We start from the raw sequence: 15,171 nt of genomic DNA, 5'->3' as shown, positions 1-15,171 counted from the left end.
TGCAAGCTGAATCGATTCTTACCGTTTCAGGCTGCATGTATTATGAATACTCCCAAATTTAGAAGACACATAAACATATGCCTGTCTGAAAACCGCTTTTCAGACAGGCATTACCATTATTTGGGCTCATTACCGCTTCAGCCGGTAAATCAACCCGTTTTATTCACAGCTTGATTTACCCGTTCTATGGTTGACCGCACCGTGTGAAATCAGCAATTGCTGCATTTCCTTATAGCCACGCGTACAGGCGTAAGATAGCGCGCTTTGATTATACGAACCCGCCGATTTATTGGTTTGGGTGGTTACCAGATTCGGGTTTGCGCCCAAAGAAAGCAGATATTTTACGGTATCGATGCGGTTGTTACTGGCGGCAACCATAATCAGGGTTTCTCCGTCGCTCTCAACGGTTTGGTCATTCAAATCGGTTTTGTCTTTCAGCTTGGCATACACTTTTTTCACAATATTGGTGTTCTTGCCCAAAACCGCCGATTTCAACACATTATAAACATCGCCGCGGTCGGTGGCATTTAAGTCTGCACCGCGCCCAATCAGATAATCCACCATATCTTCGTAACCGATAAAGGCTGCCCAGCCCAAAGCGGTTTGCCCCAAGCTGGCTTCATCTTTGGCTTCCAAATTCTGGCCGTTTTCAACCATTTTTTTCACAGTGGCCAAATCACCGCGTTTTACTGCATCAAACCACGCCGCATCGGGGCCTTCGGAAGGTTTTTCATAGAAAATGCGCCAAGAAAGCTTTTTGGGATTGGCGATATCCTGCATTTCTTCCAAGCTGAAGCGGAACCCTTTATAGCTTTGCTCAGAAGCGGCCTGTGCCGGCTGGCTTTGCGGCTTGTTGGCTGCGCTTTCACAGGCTTGCAGCCCCAAGCTCACGGCGATAAGCGCCGCAATCGAAAACGGTTTGTTGAAGTTCATTGTGTTATCCTTTCTATGATTCTCAAATCAGTTGGGCTGATATTAATCTAAACGCATATCAAGCACCAACCATCAATGCCTGTCTGAAAAAGTTTCAGACAGGCATTGATGGTTTAATCGGGTGTTTCGTTATCCACCGGCTCATGCTTCGGAATGATTTTTCTATATGTATTTCAAACAGTTGGTTTTTTCAAACAAGCTCCAGTTTGGCAAATTTCGTATCCAGCTCTTTAATGCCTTCTTTGCCGAAATTCACCGTCAGCCTGGCCGATTCGCCTTTATCCATTGCATCGATAATCACGCCCATGCCAAATTTTGCATGGCGCACGTTCTGCCCGATGCGGAAACCGGAAAAATCTTTCGGCGGCGCGTAATTTGCGGTTTTGCCTGCCGATGCCTGTCTGAATGCGCTGCTGCTTGCAATATAACCTGAAACAGCCTGTTTTTTGGGCGAAAGATAATGCAGCAGCTCTTCGGGAATTTCCTCTACAAAGCGCGAAACCACACCGAATTGTGTTTGACCGTGCAACATGCGCTGTTGGGCCATCGTGATATACAGCCGCTTTCTGGCACGGGTAATCGCCACATACATTAAGCGCCGCTCTTCCTCCAAGCCGCCCCGTTCAGCAAGGCTCAATTCGCTGGGAAAACGGCTCTCTTCCATGCCGGTCAGAAATATGGCATCAAATTCCAAGCCTTTGGCCGCATGTACGGTCATTAACTGGAGGGCATCGTCTCCTTCGCCTGCTTGGTTTTCGCCCGACTCCAGCGCAGCGTTGCTCAAAAATGCCAACACATCAAATGCCGGATTAGCCATACTGTTTTCCGGCAACACTTCAAAATTGCTTTCTTCCGGTTTAAACGCTATAGCAGCATTAACCAGCTCGTCTAAGTTGTCCAGCCGATCTTGATGATCGCCTTTTTGGGTTTTGTAGTATTCAACCAAGCCGCTGTCATGAATCACGCCGCTCATAATCTCGGCAAGCGAAAGCTGCCCGACTTGATTGCGCAGGTTTTCAATCAGGCGCACAAAAGCAGCTACTTTAGCGGCTTTCGCTCCCATGCTGCAGGTGGCCTGCCAGAGCGAAACACCTTGCTCGGAAGCGGTAGTTTGGATATTTTCGATAGTGCGGGCGCCGATACCCCGCGGCGGCATATTGATGACGCGTAATAAAGCATTGTCGTCTTCGGGATTGGCTGCCAAGCGCAAATAAGCAAGCGCATGTTTGATTTCCTGCCGTTCATAAAAGCGCAAACCACCGTAGATTTTATAAGGTATGCCGCTACGGAAAAGGGCTTGTTCGATAATTCGGGATTGGGCATTGCTGCGGTAGAGTATAGCCATATCTCTCAATGCCCAGCCTTCGCGTTGCAAAAACTTGGCTTCATCAATAATAAACAAAGCTTCGTCAAAATCCGTGGGCGCGGAAAAAAAACGGATTTTGTCGCCAAGCTCGGCATCCGTGCGCAGATTTTTACCCAAGCGTTCATCATTGTTTTCGATCACAGCATTAGCTGCGGCCAAAATATTACCGACCGAGCGGTAATTGTGCTCCAGCTTGATCGGCGCTTCTATGCCGAATTCATCCATCAGCGCATTCATGTTGCCGATGTGTGCGCCGCGGAAGCGGTAGATAGATTGGTCGTCATCGCCCACGGCAAACAGCGCCGCGCTCTCACCGGCCATCAGTTTCAGCCAGGCATACTGGAGCTTGTTGGTGTCTTGAAATTCATCAATCAAAATATGGTTAAAGCGGTTTTGATAATGCCGGCGCAAGGTTTCGTTTGCCAAAAGCATTTCATAGCTGCGCAACATCAACTCGGCAAAATCAACCACACCTTCGCGCCGGCATATTGTGTCGTATTCCGCGTAGCATTCAATCAGCCTACGAGTATGCGGATCTTGCGCTTCCAGGGCAGAAGCACGCAAACCGGCTTCTTTTTGTGCATTAATAAAGCCTTGCAGCGAGCGTGGCGCAATGATTTCTTCGGCAATGTTTAAAGCTTTCAGCATACGCTTAATCAGCGCCAGCTGATCGCCGCTGTCGAGAATCTGAAATGCAGCAGGTAAGCCGGCATCGCGGTAGTGCAAGCGTAAAAAACGGTGGCAAAGGCCGTGAAATGTACCCAACCACATCGCTCGCACATTAATCGGCAGCATGGCGCCCAAACGCGTTTGCATTTCTTTAGCGGCTTTATTGGTAAACGTAACCGCCATAATGCTGTGGACATTGGCTTGCCCGCTCTGCAACAGCCATGCGATGCGGGTAGTCAACACCCGGGTTTTCCCGCTACCGGCGCCTGCAAGCACCAGCGCAGATTGTGGCGGCCATGTTACTGCGGCAAGCTGCTCCGGATTCAAGCCTTGTAAAAAGGAAGATGAGGGGGATTCTGGAAACATTGTGTTGTACTTTTAGGTAAGCTTTATCGCTTTAAAAACTGATACATAAACTTTATTCCGCTACGGCATTACTGCCTTGTATCAAAATAAGCTTCTTTGCTATAGGTGAATTCTTACAATCCTGTTTAATCAAGCTGCAACTTTTCAGACAGGCATTACGGCTGGCTCGTCCAATAACAAGCATTTTATACCCGACGTTTTGTAAAGCGGAATCATGGGTTATCACTGCGGCGGAAAAGGTTCCGATTGCACTTCGATATGCCGTGTATCCTGCCAAGCAGCTAAGCATTTTTCATAATCAGCCAAAGGTATTTTAACGGTTAAGCGGCAATCCAGCGCCAAATCTTGACGGATAACCTCGGCATTATTCGCTTTGGCTATCCTGATCGCTTCACTCAAATGTGGATAATCACAAATAATCCATGCCGTTTTTTCGATATTCTTCTCGATAATTTCGGCTTGGCACAATGCTTCAGCCGCAGCATGCTTATATGCATTAATCAAACCGGGCACGCCCAATAATGTGCCGCCGAAATAGCGTACCACCACAATCAGCACATCGGTTACGCCAAAAGAATCTATCTGCCCCAAAATCGGCCTGCCCGCGCTGCCAGAAGGCTCTCCGTCATCGTTTGCCCTAAACCGCAAACCTTCCGTACCGAGACGGTAAGCATAGCACCAATGGCGTGCTTTATGATGTTCTTGCCGCAATTTATCCACATGCGTTTTGATTTTATCTGCTGTGTCAACAGGGTAGGCAAATGCAATAAATCGGCTGCCTTTATCTTTAAATTCGCCAATCACCGGAGCTGCAATCGTTTTATAAGTGCCTATCATAACCATCTGTTTACCGAAGTTTCTACTCAACCCTAAACCAGCCGGATTTTGCTTTTCAGACAGGCATTGATTTTAAAACCTGCCGCACATTTTGCAAAAACTCATCAACATGGGCTTCTTGGGTGTCAAAGCTGCACATCAAACGTATCGTGCCTTCATTATCCCAATCATAAAAAGCATAATGTTGGCGCAATTTATCCGCCGTACCATGTGGCAGCTTCGCAAAAACTGCATTGGATTCCACTGCCTGGCAAATCTCTATACCTTCAATCTTCCTCAAACCGGCAGCCAAGCGCAAAGCCATTGTGTTTGCTTGCTCGGCAGACCGAAGCCACAAATCGTTTTCCAACAAAGCGATAAATTGAGCCGACAAAAAGCGCATTTTTGAAGCCAACTGCAAGTTTAATTTGCGCAAATACTTCAAAGCATCTGCCTTTATGGCTTCAGGATTACACACAACAATGCATTCGCCAAACATCAAACCGTTTTTTGTGCCACCAAAAGAGAGTATATCCACACCCGCATCGGTGGTTATTTCCCGCAAAGAAACGCCTAAATACGCCGCCGCATTTGCCAAGCGAGCACCATCCATATGCAGCGTCATACCCAATTTGTGTACATGACGGGAAATTGCTCTAATTTCTTCTACCGTATAACAAGTTCCGAGCTCAGTAGTTTGTGTAATGCTTGTTACTAAAGGTTGCGCGCGATGTTCAAACCCATATCCCCATGCTTGAGTATCAATCAATCGGGGAGACAATTTGCCGCATGGCGACGCAACCGTCCACAATTTAAAACCACCCACCGATTGGGGCGCAGTGCTTTCATCTGCATGAATGTGTGCATTCTCTGCACAAATCACACCACCCCAACGCGGCAGTAAAGCCTGCAATGACAAAACATTCGCGCCGGTGCCGTTCCAAACCGACCATGCTTCAGCCCGCTCTCCAAAATGATGTTTGATAACGGCTTGCAGATGTTCGGTATAAACATCACCACCATAAGCACCTACATGACCACCGTTTGCAACGGCAAGCGCTTGCATGATTTCAGGATGCACACCCGAATAGTTATCAGAAGCAAATGAAATTTTGTCGGGATGGTGCAGTGCTTTCATAGCCAGACCTTTAAACTTTGATTAATCCACTTTTACCGTTACAAAATTAGCTTTTAAGGGTAAACAAATTGCAGGTTGTTTTTCAACCTGCAATTTGCTTTATGTTTCACGTGAAACACAATCAGTTTTTAAGAGCCGAAGTCAACTCGGGCACTATGCTGAACAAATCGCCAACTAAAGCAAAATCAGCTACATTGAAAATCGGTGCATCGGGATCTTTGTTGATAGCCACAACCACCTTGCTGTCTTGCATACCGGCAATATGCTGAATCGCTCCGGAAATACCTATTGCAATATATAACTCAGGCGCCACCACTTTGCCTGTTTGCCCAACTTGGTAATCATTGGGGGCATACTCGGCATCCACAGCCGCTCTTGAAGCGCCGATTGCTGCACCTAAAGCATCAGCTAAGGGAGTGAGCAGGGCATTGAATTGCTCCGCGCTGCCTAATGCACGGCCTCCGGACACAACCACCCGGGCTTGCGTTAGCTCGGGGCGGTCAGATTGAGTAAGTTCGCGGTTTACAAAACGACTTAAGTTTTGCGCAGGTGTAACGCTCACTTTTTCAATGACCGCGCTGTTACCTTCGGCCTGAGAGGCTTCAAATGCAGCCGCACGGAAAGTCAGCACCAGTTTTGGCTCTTCGCTGCTTACCGTAACAAAAGCGTTACCCGCATAAATAGGGCGGACAAACGTTTTATCGTCAACAATTTCTGTTAAATCAGATACTTGAGAGCAATCAAGCAAAGCTGCAACCCGTGGCATCAAGTTTTTTCCAAAGGCAGTAGCCGTGGCTCCGATATGGCGGTAATCGGCAGCTAAGGAAACCACCAAAGGAGCCAATTCTTCAGCTAAAAATTCGGCATAATGCGGCGCTTCCGCTAATAAAACTTTCGTCACACCGGCCACTTTTGCTGCTTGTTGGGCAACCGGTTCGGCATGTTCTCCAGCCACCAACACATGCACATCGCCCAGCTTGGCAGCAGCAGAAACAGCATGCATAGTAGCTGGATTTAAGGTTTGGTTATTATGCTCGGCAATTACTAATACTGTCATTATCTTGCTCCTTAAATCGCTTTTACTGCACGCAGTTTTTCTACCAGTTCGGCAACATTGGCCACTTTTTCACCGGCTTGGCGCTGCTTCGGTTCCGCATAGCGCTGCGCATTTAAGCGGGCTTCAATATTCACACCCAAGCTCTCCGGGGATAATTTTTCCAGAGGTTTCTTTTTCGCCTGCATCAGGTTGGGCAGCTTCACAAAGCGCGGCTCATTCAAACGTAAATCGGCGCTAATCACAGCAGGCAGCTTTAAGGCTACGGTTTCCAAGCCGCCGTCAATTTCCCGGGTTACCAACACTTCGCCGCCTTCCAACACCACTTTGCTGGCAAACGTACCTTGAGGCGCATTTAAGAGGGCGGCAAGCATCTGCGCAGTTTGGTTGGCATCATTGTCAATTGCCTGTTTACCGAGCAGCAAAATCTGTGGTTGCTCTTTTTCAGCCACAGCTTTCAACAATTTCGCTACTACCAAAGGCTCCAGCACGGCATCGGTTTCCACATGCACCGCACGGTCTGCACCCATTGCCAACGCTGTACGCAAAGTGTCTTCGCATTTCTTTTCGCCCAAAGAAACCGCCACGATTTCGCTGATTTTGCCGGCTTCTTTTAAGCGCACGGCTTCTTCTACGGCAATTTCGTCAAAAGGGTTCATCGACATTTTCACATTGCCGATATCCACATCCGAACCATCTGTTTTTACACGCACTTTCACGTTGTAATCAACAACGCGCTTTACTGCAACCAATGCTTTCATGATTTTCCTTATAATATCTTTTCCGCTTCCAATTCAAGAGGCTATGCCTGTCTGAAAACAAGTTGATGATCCGTATTAGCCGATGTTTGAGTTTGAACCTGATGCCATAAATAACAAGATAACCCAACCGGATTAACCCTCAACTGCTCCGTTTCAGACAGGCATTATGCTTTAAGTCTTTTATATTCAGACAGGCATTCCTGCCACAACCTGAAAGTGTCTTCCACTTTCGGCAACTGCCCGATACCGCCGATATTTTTCGCATATGCAGAGGTTTGGACGCCGGTTTTGACCGGATCCGAATCAGTATAAATACCGACCAGCGGCTTATCCAAAGCATTAGCCAAATGCAGCAGCCCGGTATCTACCCCAATCACGCTTTTTGCGCCTTTCAATAGCCACGCTGCCTGCAATAAATTTAATTTACTGCACACTATGGCAAACGGCAATTTAGCGGCGAGCAGCTCAGCTCTAAGCTTTTCCGTTTCATTACCCCACGGTAAATAAATCGTGCTGCCGTCATGCTTATGCAGCTCTTCCAAAAAAGCCACCCAGTATTCATTCGGCCACAATTTACTGTCACGGCTGGTCGCATGCAGAGCAACATGATAGTTTTCAGACAGGCTTTTTAACCTTCCGGTCTCCGGCACCACCACGCCAAAGCGCATTTCCTGCGGCAACTCGTAATCGAAAGCTCGAGCAAATAACAAGCGGTTACGCAATACAGCATCCTGGCCTTTACGCACAAAATAAGTTTTGTTATATGCTAAAGCAGCCCAGCTTTCACGCGCGCTATGTTTATCCAAGCCTCGAATGGGCGCATTTGCCATTTTGGCAAACAATGCGCTTTTAAACAAACCTTGGCTGTCTAATACAAAGTCATAACGCTCCCGCCACAGGTTTTTGCGCAATTGGCTTATAGCCCGCCATGTTTGGCTTTCACCTAAATGCTTGCGCCATTTTCGCCATTCCAGCGTGTGCACGTGTTTAACAAAAGGGTGCAAAAGGGCGATATCCGAAAATGCCGTCTCACAGAGCCAATGCAGCTCCACATCAGGCCGCATACGCGACAAATCATCAATTGCAGGCAAGGTATGAATCAAATCACCCATACTGGAAAGGCGAACAAGCAAAACCTTCATTTTCAAGACTCCTCAACCTTGCAATACAATGCCTGTCTGAAAACTTTCAAGCATGTCCTGTTTCACGTGAAATATATTCAAGCAATTGATTTTAAATATTTTTCTATTGATTCAGCATTTTCCAACACCACCGCACCTTGGGCTTTCATTTCCTGCCAGGCGGCTTCTACGGTTTCCGGTGCAATGCCTCTGCAAGCCGCTGCATTAACGATTACGCGCCATTTTCTGCCTTTAAGCAGCTGCAACACCGTGGTTTTCACACAATAATCCGTAGCTAATCCGCCAACAATTACAGTATTGGTGTTTTGCAAAGTTAACCATTCGATTAAACCCGTGCTTAAACGCTCTTCAATATCATGAAAACATGCACCATAAGGATGAAGCTGCGGGTCAACGCCTTTCCACACGCAATAGTCATAACCGTTCAAATCCGGCAGGCCGTCAAGCAGCTCGAAACCTTCGGTGCCCACCATCGCATGAGCCACCCAAGTTAAATCGGCATTTTTCAGACCTGTGGGTTTCAACATATCCACAGAATTATCCACAAGCCATCGGGCAGCCGGGCTGTGGGCATCTTTGGTCATCACCCGCAAATCGGCCAATGCAGCCTGCGCGTTCAATTCATCCACAATTTTATCGCCTTCTGCAACAGGAAGCTCCTGCGGGCAAAGCGGTGTAAAGGTTTTTTGCGCATCCACATCAATTGAAACAATCATCTGCTGTCCCGCCAAACCGTTGAAACCCGCACATTATAACAAAAGCAGCCGCGCCCCGTGCTACAATTCCACAAACTTTTCAACAAACTTATCCACATGCAGTACACCATAGAAACCATCGGTTCCGTTTGCTCGCCCTACAAACAAAAATTCGGCATTGCCCGCCAGCCCGGCTTGGTACCTGCCGCGGAAATCTGCATTTCTCTGGATAAGCGTTTTCAGGCCGATTGCGTGCGCGGCTTGGAAACATTTGATTATATTTGGGTACATTTTATTTTTCACGGCGTGCTCGGCGAAGGTTGGGCGCCATTGGTTCGCCCGCCGCGCCTCGGCGGTAAGCAGAAAAAAGGGGTTTTTGCCACCCGCAGCCCGCACCGGCCGAACCATTTGGGCTTATCCCTACTCAAACTCGAACGTATCACCACCGATTCCGGCATCAAATTATGGTGCAGCGGCGCCGACTTGCTCGACGAAACTCCGGTTATCGACATCAAGCCTTACATTCCTTTCGTTGAAGCCAAACCCAACGCCGCCGCCGGTTTTATCGACGGCGCGCCGCCGCAACTGGATATCCTTTGGCACGAAGCAAGCGGCCGGCAGCATCTTACTGAAGCGTTTGCCTCGCTGATCAGCCAAAGCATCGCGCAAGACCCGCGCCCGGCTTATCAAAACATTCCCGAGCGCGTATATGTGATGAACGTGGGCGATTGCGAAGTGAAGTTTCAAATTGATGAAAACAGGGCATTGATATTGTCGGTATTGCCGATGCCTGTCTGAAAAACCCGATACGGCAATATTTTTCAGACAGGCATCGGAGTAAAAACCCGCTGGAAATTTCCCGATTTGCCCTTATTTATCCATTCGTTACCCAACACCCATTTAAGTTTACAACGATATTTTTCAGACAGGCATCCACTCGTCCTGCCTACCATCAAAGTGAGAACCTTATGCAAAACAATGTATTACTGAATCTAGCCGATGAGCCGCGCTTTAACGACATCCAGATCGAAAACATCAAGCCTGCCATGCAGAACGCAATGGAAGAAGCCCGCCGCGCAATTGCCGAAGTCAAAGCCCAAAGCGAAACCACTTGGGCCAACACCGTAGAGCGCCTCACCGACATTACCGAACGCGTCGGCAGAATCTGGGGGGTAATCGCCCACCTCAACGCCGTGGTCGACACGCCCGAATTGCGCGCCGAATACAATGCGCTGATGCCCGAAGTTACCGTGTTTTTTACCGAAATCGGCCAAGATATCGAGCTTTACGAACGTTTCAAAACCATTCGCGCATCAGCAGAATTTGACAAACTCGACCCCGCCCAAAAAACCAAATTGGAGCACGACTTACGCGACTTCGTATTAAGCGGTGCCGAATTGCCGCCCGAGCAGCAAGCGCGTTTTGCCGAGCTGCAAACCGAAGGCGCGCAGCTGGCCGCCCAATTCAGCCAAAACGTTTTGGATGCGACCGATGCGTTTGCCATCTATCTGGAAAACGACGAGCGCTTAAGCGGCATTCCCGATGATGCCAAAGCCATGTTTGCCGCCGCCGCACAAGCCGAAGGCAAAGAAGGCTACAAAATCGGCCTGCAAATGCCGCACTATCTCGCCGTCATGCAATACGCCGACGACCGCCAACTACGCGCCGACGTTTACCGCGCCTACACCACCCGCGCCAGCGAATTCGGCAAAGCCGAATGGGACAACACCGCCAATATCACCCGCCGCCTGGAAATCGCGCTCGAAGAAGCCAAGCTCTTGGGTTACAGCAATTTCGCCGAATTGTCGCTGGTTACCAAAATGGCCGAATCTCCCAAACAAGTACTTGATTTCATAAGGGATTTGTCCCGACGCGCCAAACCTTTCGCCGAAAAAGATTTGGCCGAAGTGCAAGCTTTTGCACGCGAGCAATTGAGCATCAACGACCCGCAAGCTTGGGATTTAACCTACGCCAGCGAAAAACTGCGCCAAGCCAAATACGCGTTTTCCGAAACCGAAGTGAAAAAATACTTCCCTGCCGGCAAAGTGCTGGCCGGCCTGTTTGCCCAAATCCAAAAACTTTACGGCGTAAACCTGATTGAAAAAACCGTGCCCACTTGGCATAAAGACGTGCGCTATTTCGAGCTGGAAAAAGGCGGCGGCATCATCGGCGGCGTGTATCTCGACCTGTATGCTCGGGAAGGTAAGCGCGGCGGCGCCTGGATGAACGATTACCGCGGACGCCGCCGCTTTATCGCACCCGAAAAAGCCGGCCGGGTGCAAACACCGGTCGCTTATTTAGTGTGCAACTTTACCCCGCCCGTAGGCGGCAAAGAAGCCCGCTTGTCGCACGATGAAATCATCACCTTGTTCCACGAAACCGGCCACGGCCTGCACCATTTGCTAACGCGCGTGGATGAATTGGGCGTGTCGGGCATCAACGGCGTGGAATGGGATGCCGTGGAGCTGCCCAGCCAATTTATGGAAAATTTCGTGTGGGAATACGATGTGTTGGCACAAATGTCAGAACACGAAGAAACCCGCCAGCCGCTGCCGCGCGAGCTGTTCGACAAAATGGTGGCCGCCAAAAACTTCCAACGCGGCATGTTTATGGTGCGCCAAATGGAATTCGGCCTGTTTGACATGCTGATTTACAGCGAAAACGATCCCGCCAAACTGGGCGACTGGGCGAAAACGCTGGACGAAGTGCGCAAAGAAGTGGCCGTGGTGCATCCGCCCGAATTCAACCGCTTTGCCAACAGCTTCAGCCACATTTTCGCAGGCGGCTACTCTGCAGGCTATTACAGCTACGCTTGGGCCGAAGTGCTCAGCGCCGACGCCTACGCCGCATTTGAAGAAAGCGACGACATCAAAGCCACCGGTGCCAGATTCTGGAACGAAATCCTCGCCATGGGCGGCAGCCGCAGCGCAATGGAATCGTTCAAAGCCTTCCGCGGCCGCGAGCCGGAAATCGACGCGCTCCTGCGCCACAGCGGTTTTGACGAAGCGGCGTAATGCCTGTCTGAAACACACCTATGCCTGTCTGAAAATAATTCAGACAGGCATTTTTGTTTAAGCCGCCAAGCATGCCGTTTTCATCTTCGGCATCAAACTTTATTTCATCCAAACCGAAAGCAAAACCGCAAGATTCGTCCACCCATTTCATGTAAGCTATTGTCATTAAAATAACAAGGAGCCGCTTATGAGCCACCGCGAATACAATGAAACGCGCTTCGCCAAAGCGCTGGATTATCTACACCGGCATTTCCGGCAAAATATCAACCTAAACCGCGTTGCCGAAGAAGTCAGCCTTTCGCCCTACCACTGGCACCGGATTTACCGCGCCGTGATGGGCGAAACCGTGCACGAAACCGTCAAACGCCTGCGCCTGCACTATGCTGCGGAGCTTTTGGTGAGCACGCAAAAGCCGATAGCCGAAATCGCTCGCGAATGCGGATACAGCGGCAACACGCAATCATTCGAACGCATCTTCCGCCAAGCCTACGGCCTTGCGCCCGGCGCTTACCGCATGCAACCGCACGCACCTTATCACCATCAGCCTCTTTCAACACACCCGCCCGCAAACCGGCCACCCATAGAAATCACCACCATCGAACCCTTACCGATTGCCTTAGTTCCGCACAACGGCAGCTATATGCGCATCGGCCGATCTTTTGAACTCATCGAAGGCCTGCTGACCCTGCGCGGCCTACTGCCTGCACCGGACGCCCGTTTTTTCGGCATTTATTTCAACGATCCCTCCTGCACGCCCGAGCAGGAGCTGCGCGCACAAGCCGCCGTTTTCCTCAACACCGCGCAACACAGCTTCGATCCGCCCATCCAAAGCGGCACCATTGCCGGAGGGCGCTACGCCGTTTACCCTTATCAAGGGCCATACAGTAACCTCGAACAAGCCTACACATGGTTTTACAGCGAACTTTTAAACACCTCTTACCAAGTTCGTGACGCCCCGTGTTTTGAGGAATACCTCAACGACTGGCAAAAAGTTGCACCGCACGAATTGCGCACCAATATCTATCTGCCTCTTGCAGATTAATGCCTGTCTGAAAACGGGCAAAGCAAGCTTGTAATCCATCCCAACCAAAGGAGCACATACCATGAACGAAAACCCAAGCATCCTCTCCCACGTTTCTCTCGGCACCAACCGCTTCGACGAAGCAGTCGCCTTTTACGACCGAGTGCTCACCACGCTGAACATCCGCCGCGTGTTCGATTTGAGCGAACACCAAGCCATCGCCTACGGCCGCGCCTATCCGGAATTCTGGATACAGAAACCCTGCGACGGCCAAAAAGCAGAAACCGCAAACGGCGTACACATCGCCTTTTTCGCCGCCACCGCCGAAGAAGTGGACGCTTTCTACCAAGCCGCCCTTGCCGCCGGCGCCACCGACGACGGCGCACCCGGCCCGCGCCCGCACTACGGCAAAGAATATTACGGCTGCTTCGTGCGCGATTTGGACGGCCACAAAATCGAAGCCATGGCATGGCTGGAAGATAAATAAAACATGCCTGTCTGAAACATTTTTCAGACAGGCATTTTCATCATCCCGGCCGCTTTGCCCTTATCGGGCAAGCGTTTGCCGCATTTCCTCTTTCAGCCACGCAACCAGGCGTTCCACTCTGGCATCGGCCGAAAAATCAGCTGGCGAAAGCGCATAATAAGCCGATCCATCGGGCACAAAACCATAAGGCGCCTGCAAAATACCTTGCCCGATTTCTGCTTCAACCATCAACTCAGACGCAACCGCTACACCCATGCCGGCAATCGCCGCCTGTATCGACAAATAAAAATGCTCGAAAAAAACATCATTCTCCGCATCAAAGCTTTGCCCCGCGGCTGCCTCCCAGTTTGCCCATGCCTGCATGCGGGTTCGGGTGTGCAGCCTGTTGCGGCTTTTCACGCCCGGAATATGCACCGGGCCGATGTACTCATCAATCAGTTTTTCCGCATATAAACCGGCAGACCAACGGAAATCGTTGCGGCGGATGGCAATGTCGGCCGGATGTTTATCGAAATCTATTTCGCCGCCGGCCGCCAAAATCACCACGTTCACATCCATGCCTGTCTGAAAACGGTCGATACGAGGAATCAGCCATTTCATCGCCAAAGTCGGCTCGCACGACACGGTTAAATCCCGTTTGCGCCCGCCGCTGATTTTCTGCACCGTGTTTTCCAGCGCTTCAAAAGCATAACCGCATGAGTCATACAATTGCTTACCCGCTTCAGACAAAGCAAGGCTGCTCCCCTGTTTCACAAACAATGCGGTGCCCAAATGCGCTTCCAAAATTTTCATCTGCTTGCTCACCGCGCCATGCGTTACATGCAGCCTTTCCGCCGCCTCGCTCAAGCTGCCGTAGCGGCCGGCAAAATAGAAAAACTTCAAAGCCTTTAAGGGCAGCTTTTTAATATGTTCCAAAATCTCACACCTTACCCGACATTATTTCGATTTTTTTGAAAGCGGTTTTTGTTCACAATATCCGCTATTTTAATCAAAAAGCAGGCATTCCTGCCTGCCGCTTGTTCTATATCATATCAGAAATTTTTTCATATAAAGAGGTGCTTGATGAACGAACTTTTCGCCGTTGCCACCATCACGATTTTGGCCGTTGTCAGCCCGGGCGGGGATTTCGCCATGGTAACGCGCAATAGTTATCTTTACGGGCGGCGGGCAGGAGTATGGACTTCGGTCGGCATCGCATCCGCCGTTTGGATTCACGTTGGCTATACTTTGCTGGGCGTGAGCGTGCTACTGGTAAAATTTCCCGCGGTCTTCCACCTGGTTAAAACAGCAGGCGCGCTTTATTTGATGTATATCGGGTTCAAAACTTTCCGCCATCGGAAAGTAAACGTCGATTTAAGCGGCAATCACAGCGAAATCAGCCGCTTGGACGCATTCAAAACCGGCTTTGCCACCAATGCGCTCAACCCCAAAACCACTTTGTTTGTGTTGAGCACATTCACCCAAGTGGTCAAGCCTACCACGCCCATGCCGGTGCAGGTGGGCTACGGGGCATTTATGTCGCTGGCGCATTTCGTGTGGTTTGCCGCCGTTGCCATCGTGTTGGCCAACCCTATAATCCGCAATGCTTTATTGAGCAAACAAATATATGTAAACCGTTTCATCGGTGTGGCGTTGTTCGGTTTGGGCACCATGCTGCTGTTTGCTGCGCGTTAATAAACAATGCCTGTCTGAAAACTTTTTCAGACAGG

15 protein-coding genes are annotated in these 15,171 nt (G+C 49.8%); 5 read left to right on the top strand and 10 right to left on the bottom strand.

Annotation, left to right across the window (positions count from 1 at the left end):
* Nucleotides 1-159: 159 nt before the first annotated feature.
* The 8 genes from HMPREF9370_RS00830 to HMPREF9370_RS00795 all read right to left on the bottom strand — a co-directional run bounded on the left by HMPREF9370_RS00830 (nucleotide 160) and on the right by HMPREF9370_RS00795 (nucleotide 8,961).
* Nucleotides 160-933, bottom strand: coding sequence for an ankyrin repeat domain-containing protein (locus tag HMPREF9370_RS00830; RefSeq protein WP_009115337.1), 774 nt, complete (start codon nucleotides 931-933; stop codon nucleotides 160-162).
* 190 nt (nucleotides 934-1,123) lie between these two features.
* Entirely contained in the window at nucleotides 1,124-3,334 is a 2,211-nt protein-coding gene (locus HMPREF9370_RS00825; RefSeq protein ID WP_009115336.1) for a UvrD-helicase domain-containing protein, read from the bottom strand.
* Nucleotides 3,335-3,556: 222 nt separating this feature from the next.
* Complete coding sequence (locus HMPREF9370_RS00820) at nucleotides 3,557-4,171, bottom strand: IMPACT family protein (protein ID WP_040666733.1); 615 nt, start codon at nucleotides 4,169-4,171, stop codon at nucleotides 3,557-3,559.
* Nucleotides 4,172-4,226: 55 nt separating this feature from the next.
* Nucleotides 4,227-5,288, bottom strand: coding sequence for a threonine aldolase family protein (locus tag HMPREF9370_RS00815; RefSeq protein WP_009115333.1), 1,062 nt, complete (start codon nucleotides 5,286-5,288; stop codon nucleotides 4,227-4,229).
* 121 nt (nucleotides 5,289-5,409) lie between these two features.
* Nucleotides 5,410-6,345, bottom strand: a complete 936-nt coding sequence (locus tag HMPREF9370_RS00810; protein WP_009115332.1) for an electron transfer flavoprotein subunit alpha/FixB family protein — start codon at nucleotides 6,343-6,345, stop codon at nucleotides 5,410-5,412.
* An 11-nt stretch (nucleotides 6,346-6,356) separates the two neighbouring features.
* The gene (locus HMPREF9370_RS00805) at nucleotides 6,357-7,103 is read right to left on the bottom strand and encodes an electron transfer flavoprotein subunit beta/FixA family protein (protein ID WP_009115331.1); all 747 of its coding nucleotides are present in this window, start codon (nucleotides 7,101-7,103) and stop codon (nucleotides 6,357-6,359) included.
* 164 nt (nucleotides 7,104-7,267) lie between these two features.
* Nucleotides 7,268-8,245 (bottom strand): lipopolysaccharide heptosyltransferase I, encoded by a 978-nt coding sequence (gene waaC / locus HMPREF9370_RS00800; RefSeq protein ID WP_009115330.1) that lies wholly within the window; start codon nucleotides 8,243-8,245, stop codon nucleotides 7,268-7,270.
* A gap of 77 nt (nucleotides 8,246-8,322) precedes the next feature.
* Nucleotides 8,323-8,961: a nicotinamidase gene (locus HMPREF9370_RS00795; RefSeq protein WP_009115329.1), complete on the bottom strand. Its 639-nt coding sequence runs from the start codon at nucleotides 8,959-8,961 to the stop codon at nucleotides 8,323-8,325.
* 96 nt (nucleotides 8,962-9,057) lie between these two features.
* Here HMPREF9370_RS00795 and tsaA point away from each other — a divergent pair, with 96 nt between their 5' ends.
* Nucleotides 9,058-9,738: a tRNA (N6-threonylcarbamoyladenosine(37)-N6)-methyltransferase TrmO gene (gene tsaA / locus HMPREF9370_RS00790; protein ID WP_040666731.1), complete on the top strand. Its 681-nt coding sequence runs from the start codon at nucleotides 9,058-9,060 to the stop codon at nucleotides 9,736-9,738.
* Nucleotides 9,739-9,908: 170 nt separating this feature from the next.
* On the top strand, nucleotides 9,909-11,954 hold the full coding sequence (locus HMPREF9370_RS00785; protein ID WP_009115327.1) for a M3 family metallopeptidase: 2,046 nt from the start codon (nucleotides 9,909-9,911) through the stop codon (nucleotides 11,952-11,954).
* Here the strand turns inward: HMPREF9370_RS00785 and HMPREF9370_RS11910 are convergent.
* Nucleotides 11,881-12,105, bottom strand: coding sequence for a hypothetical protein (locus tag HMPREF9370_RS11910; protein ID WP_156792948.1), 225 nt, complete (start codon nucleotides 12,103-12,105; stop codon nucleotides 11,881-11,883). The two genes, HMPREF9370_RS00785 and HMPREF9370_RS11910, sit on opposite strands and share 74 nt — an antisense overlap.
* A gap of 36 nt (nucleotides 12,106-12,141) precedes the next feature.
* Here HMPREF9370_RS11910 and HMPREF9370_RS00780 point away from each other — a divergent pair, with 36 nt between their 5' ends.
* Both HMPREF9370_RS00780 and HMPREF9370_RS00775 read left to right on the top strand, forming a co-directional pair.
* The gene (locus tag HMPREF9370_RS00780) at nucleotides 12,142-12,996 is read left to right on the top strand and encodes an AraC family transcriptional regulator (RefSeq protein ID WP_009115326.1); all 855 of its coding nucleotides are present in this window, start codon (nucleotides 12,142-12,144) and stop codon (nucleotides 12,994-12,996) included.
* A gap of 61 nt (nucleotides 12,997-13,057) precedes the next feature.
* Entirely contained in the window at nucleotides 13,058-13,462 is a 405-nt protein-coding gene (locus HMPREF9370_RS00775; protein ID WP_009115325.1) for a VOC family protein, read from the top strand.
* A 60-nt stretch (nucleotides 13,463-13,522) separates the two neighbouring features.
* On the opposite strand, the gene HMPREF9370_RS00770 is transcribed toward HMPREF9370_RS00775, so the two are convergent.
* Nucleotides 13,523-14,377: a LysR family transcriptional regulator gene (locus HMPREF9370_RS00770; protein WP_009115324.1), complete on the bottom strand. Its 855-nt coding sequence runs from the start codon at nucleotides 14,375-14,377 to the stop codon at nucleotides 13,523-13,525.
* Nucleotides 14,378-14,524: 147 nt separating this feature from the next.
* Here HMPREF9370_RS00770 and HMPREF9370_RS00765 point away from each other — a divergent pair, with 147 nt between their 5' ends.
* Nucleotides 14,525-15,136, top strand: coding sequence for a LysE family translocator (locus HMPREF9370_RS00765; RefSeq protein WP_009115323.1), 612 nt, complete (start codon nucleotides 14,525-14,527; stop codon nucleotides 15,134-15,136).
* The last annotated feature ends 35 nt before the right edge of the window (nucleotides 15,137-15,171 follow it).

Origin of the sequence: Neisseria wadsworthii 9715, assembly GCF_000227765.1 — a bacterium.
Classification (GTDB): Bacteria; Pseudomonadota; Gammaproteobacteria; order Burkholderiales; family Neisseriaceae; genus Neisseria; species Neisseria wadsworthii.
This window is presented reverse-complemented; position numbering and strand designations above follow the sequence as displayed.

Excerpts from the sequence above, each read along its gene's own strand:
- HMPREF9370_RS00765 (WP_009115323.1), top strand. The coding sequence starts at position 14,525 with ATGAACGAACTTTTCGCCGTTGCCACCATCACGATTTTGGCCGTTGTC.
- HMPREF9370_RS00780 (WP_009115326.1), top strand. The coding sequence starts at position 12,142 with ATGAGCCACCGCGAATACAATGAAACGCGCTTCGCCAAAGCGCTGGAT.
- HMPREF9370_RS00810 (WP_009115332.1), bottom strand. The coding sequence starts at position 6,345 with ATGACAGTATTAGTAATTGCCGAGCATAATAACCAAACCTTAAATCCA.
- HMPREF9370_RS00830 (WP_009115337.1), bottom strand. The coding sequence starts at position 933 with ATGAACTTCAACAAACCGTTTTCGATTGCGGCGCTTATCGCCGTGAGC.
- tsaA (WP_040666731.1), top strand. The coding sequence starts at position 9,058 with ATGCAGTACACCATAGAAACCATCGGTTCCGTTTGCTCGCCCTACAAA.
- HMPREF9370_RS11910 (WP_156792948.1), bottom strand. The coding sequence starts at position 12,105 with ATGAAATGGGTGGACGAATCTTGCGGTTTTGCTTTCGGTTTGGATGAA.
- HMPREF9370_RS00825 (WP_009115336.1), bottom strand. The coding sequence starts at position 3,334 with ATGTTTCCAGAATCCCCCTCATCTTCCTTTTTACAAGGCTTGAATCCG.
- waaC (WP_009115330.1), bottom strand. The coding sequence starts at position 8,245 with ATGAAGGTTTTGCTTGTTCGCCTTTCCAGTATGGGTGATTTGATTCAT.
- HMPREF9370_RS00805 (WP_009115331.1), bottom strand. The coding sequence starts at position 7,103 with ATGAAAGCATTGGTTGCAGTAAAGCGCGTTGTTGATTACAACGTGAAA.
- HMPREF9370_RS00795 (WP_009115329.1), bottom strand. The coding sequence starts at position 8,961 with ATGATTGTTTCAATTGATGTGGATGCGCAAAAAACCTTTACACCGCTT.
- HMPREF9370_RS00775 (WP_009115325.1), top strand. The coding sequence starts at position 13,058 with ATGAACGAAAACCCAAGCATCCTCTCCCACGTTTCTCTCGGCACCAAC.
- HMPREF9370_RS00785 (WP_009115327.1), top strand. The coding sequence starts at position 9,909 with ATGCAAAACAATGTATTACTGAATCTAGCCGATGAGCCGCGCTTTAAC.
- HMPREF9370_RS00815 (WP_009115333.1), bottom strand. The coding sequence starts at position 5,288 with ATGAAAGCACTGCACCATCCCGACAAAATTTCATTTGCTTCTGATAAC.
- HMPREF9370_RS00820 (WP_040666733.1), bottom strand. The coding sequence starts at position 4,171 with ATGATAGGCACTTATAAAACGATTGCAGCTCCGGTGATTGGCGAATTT.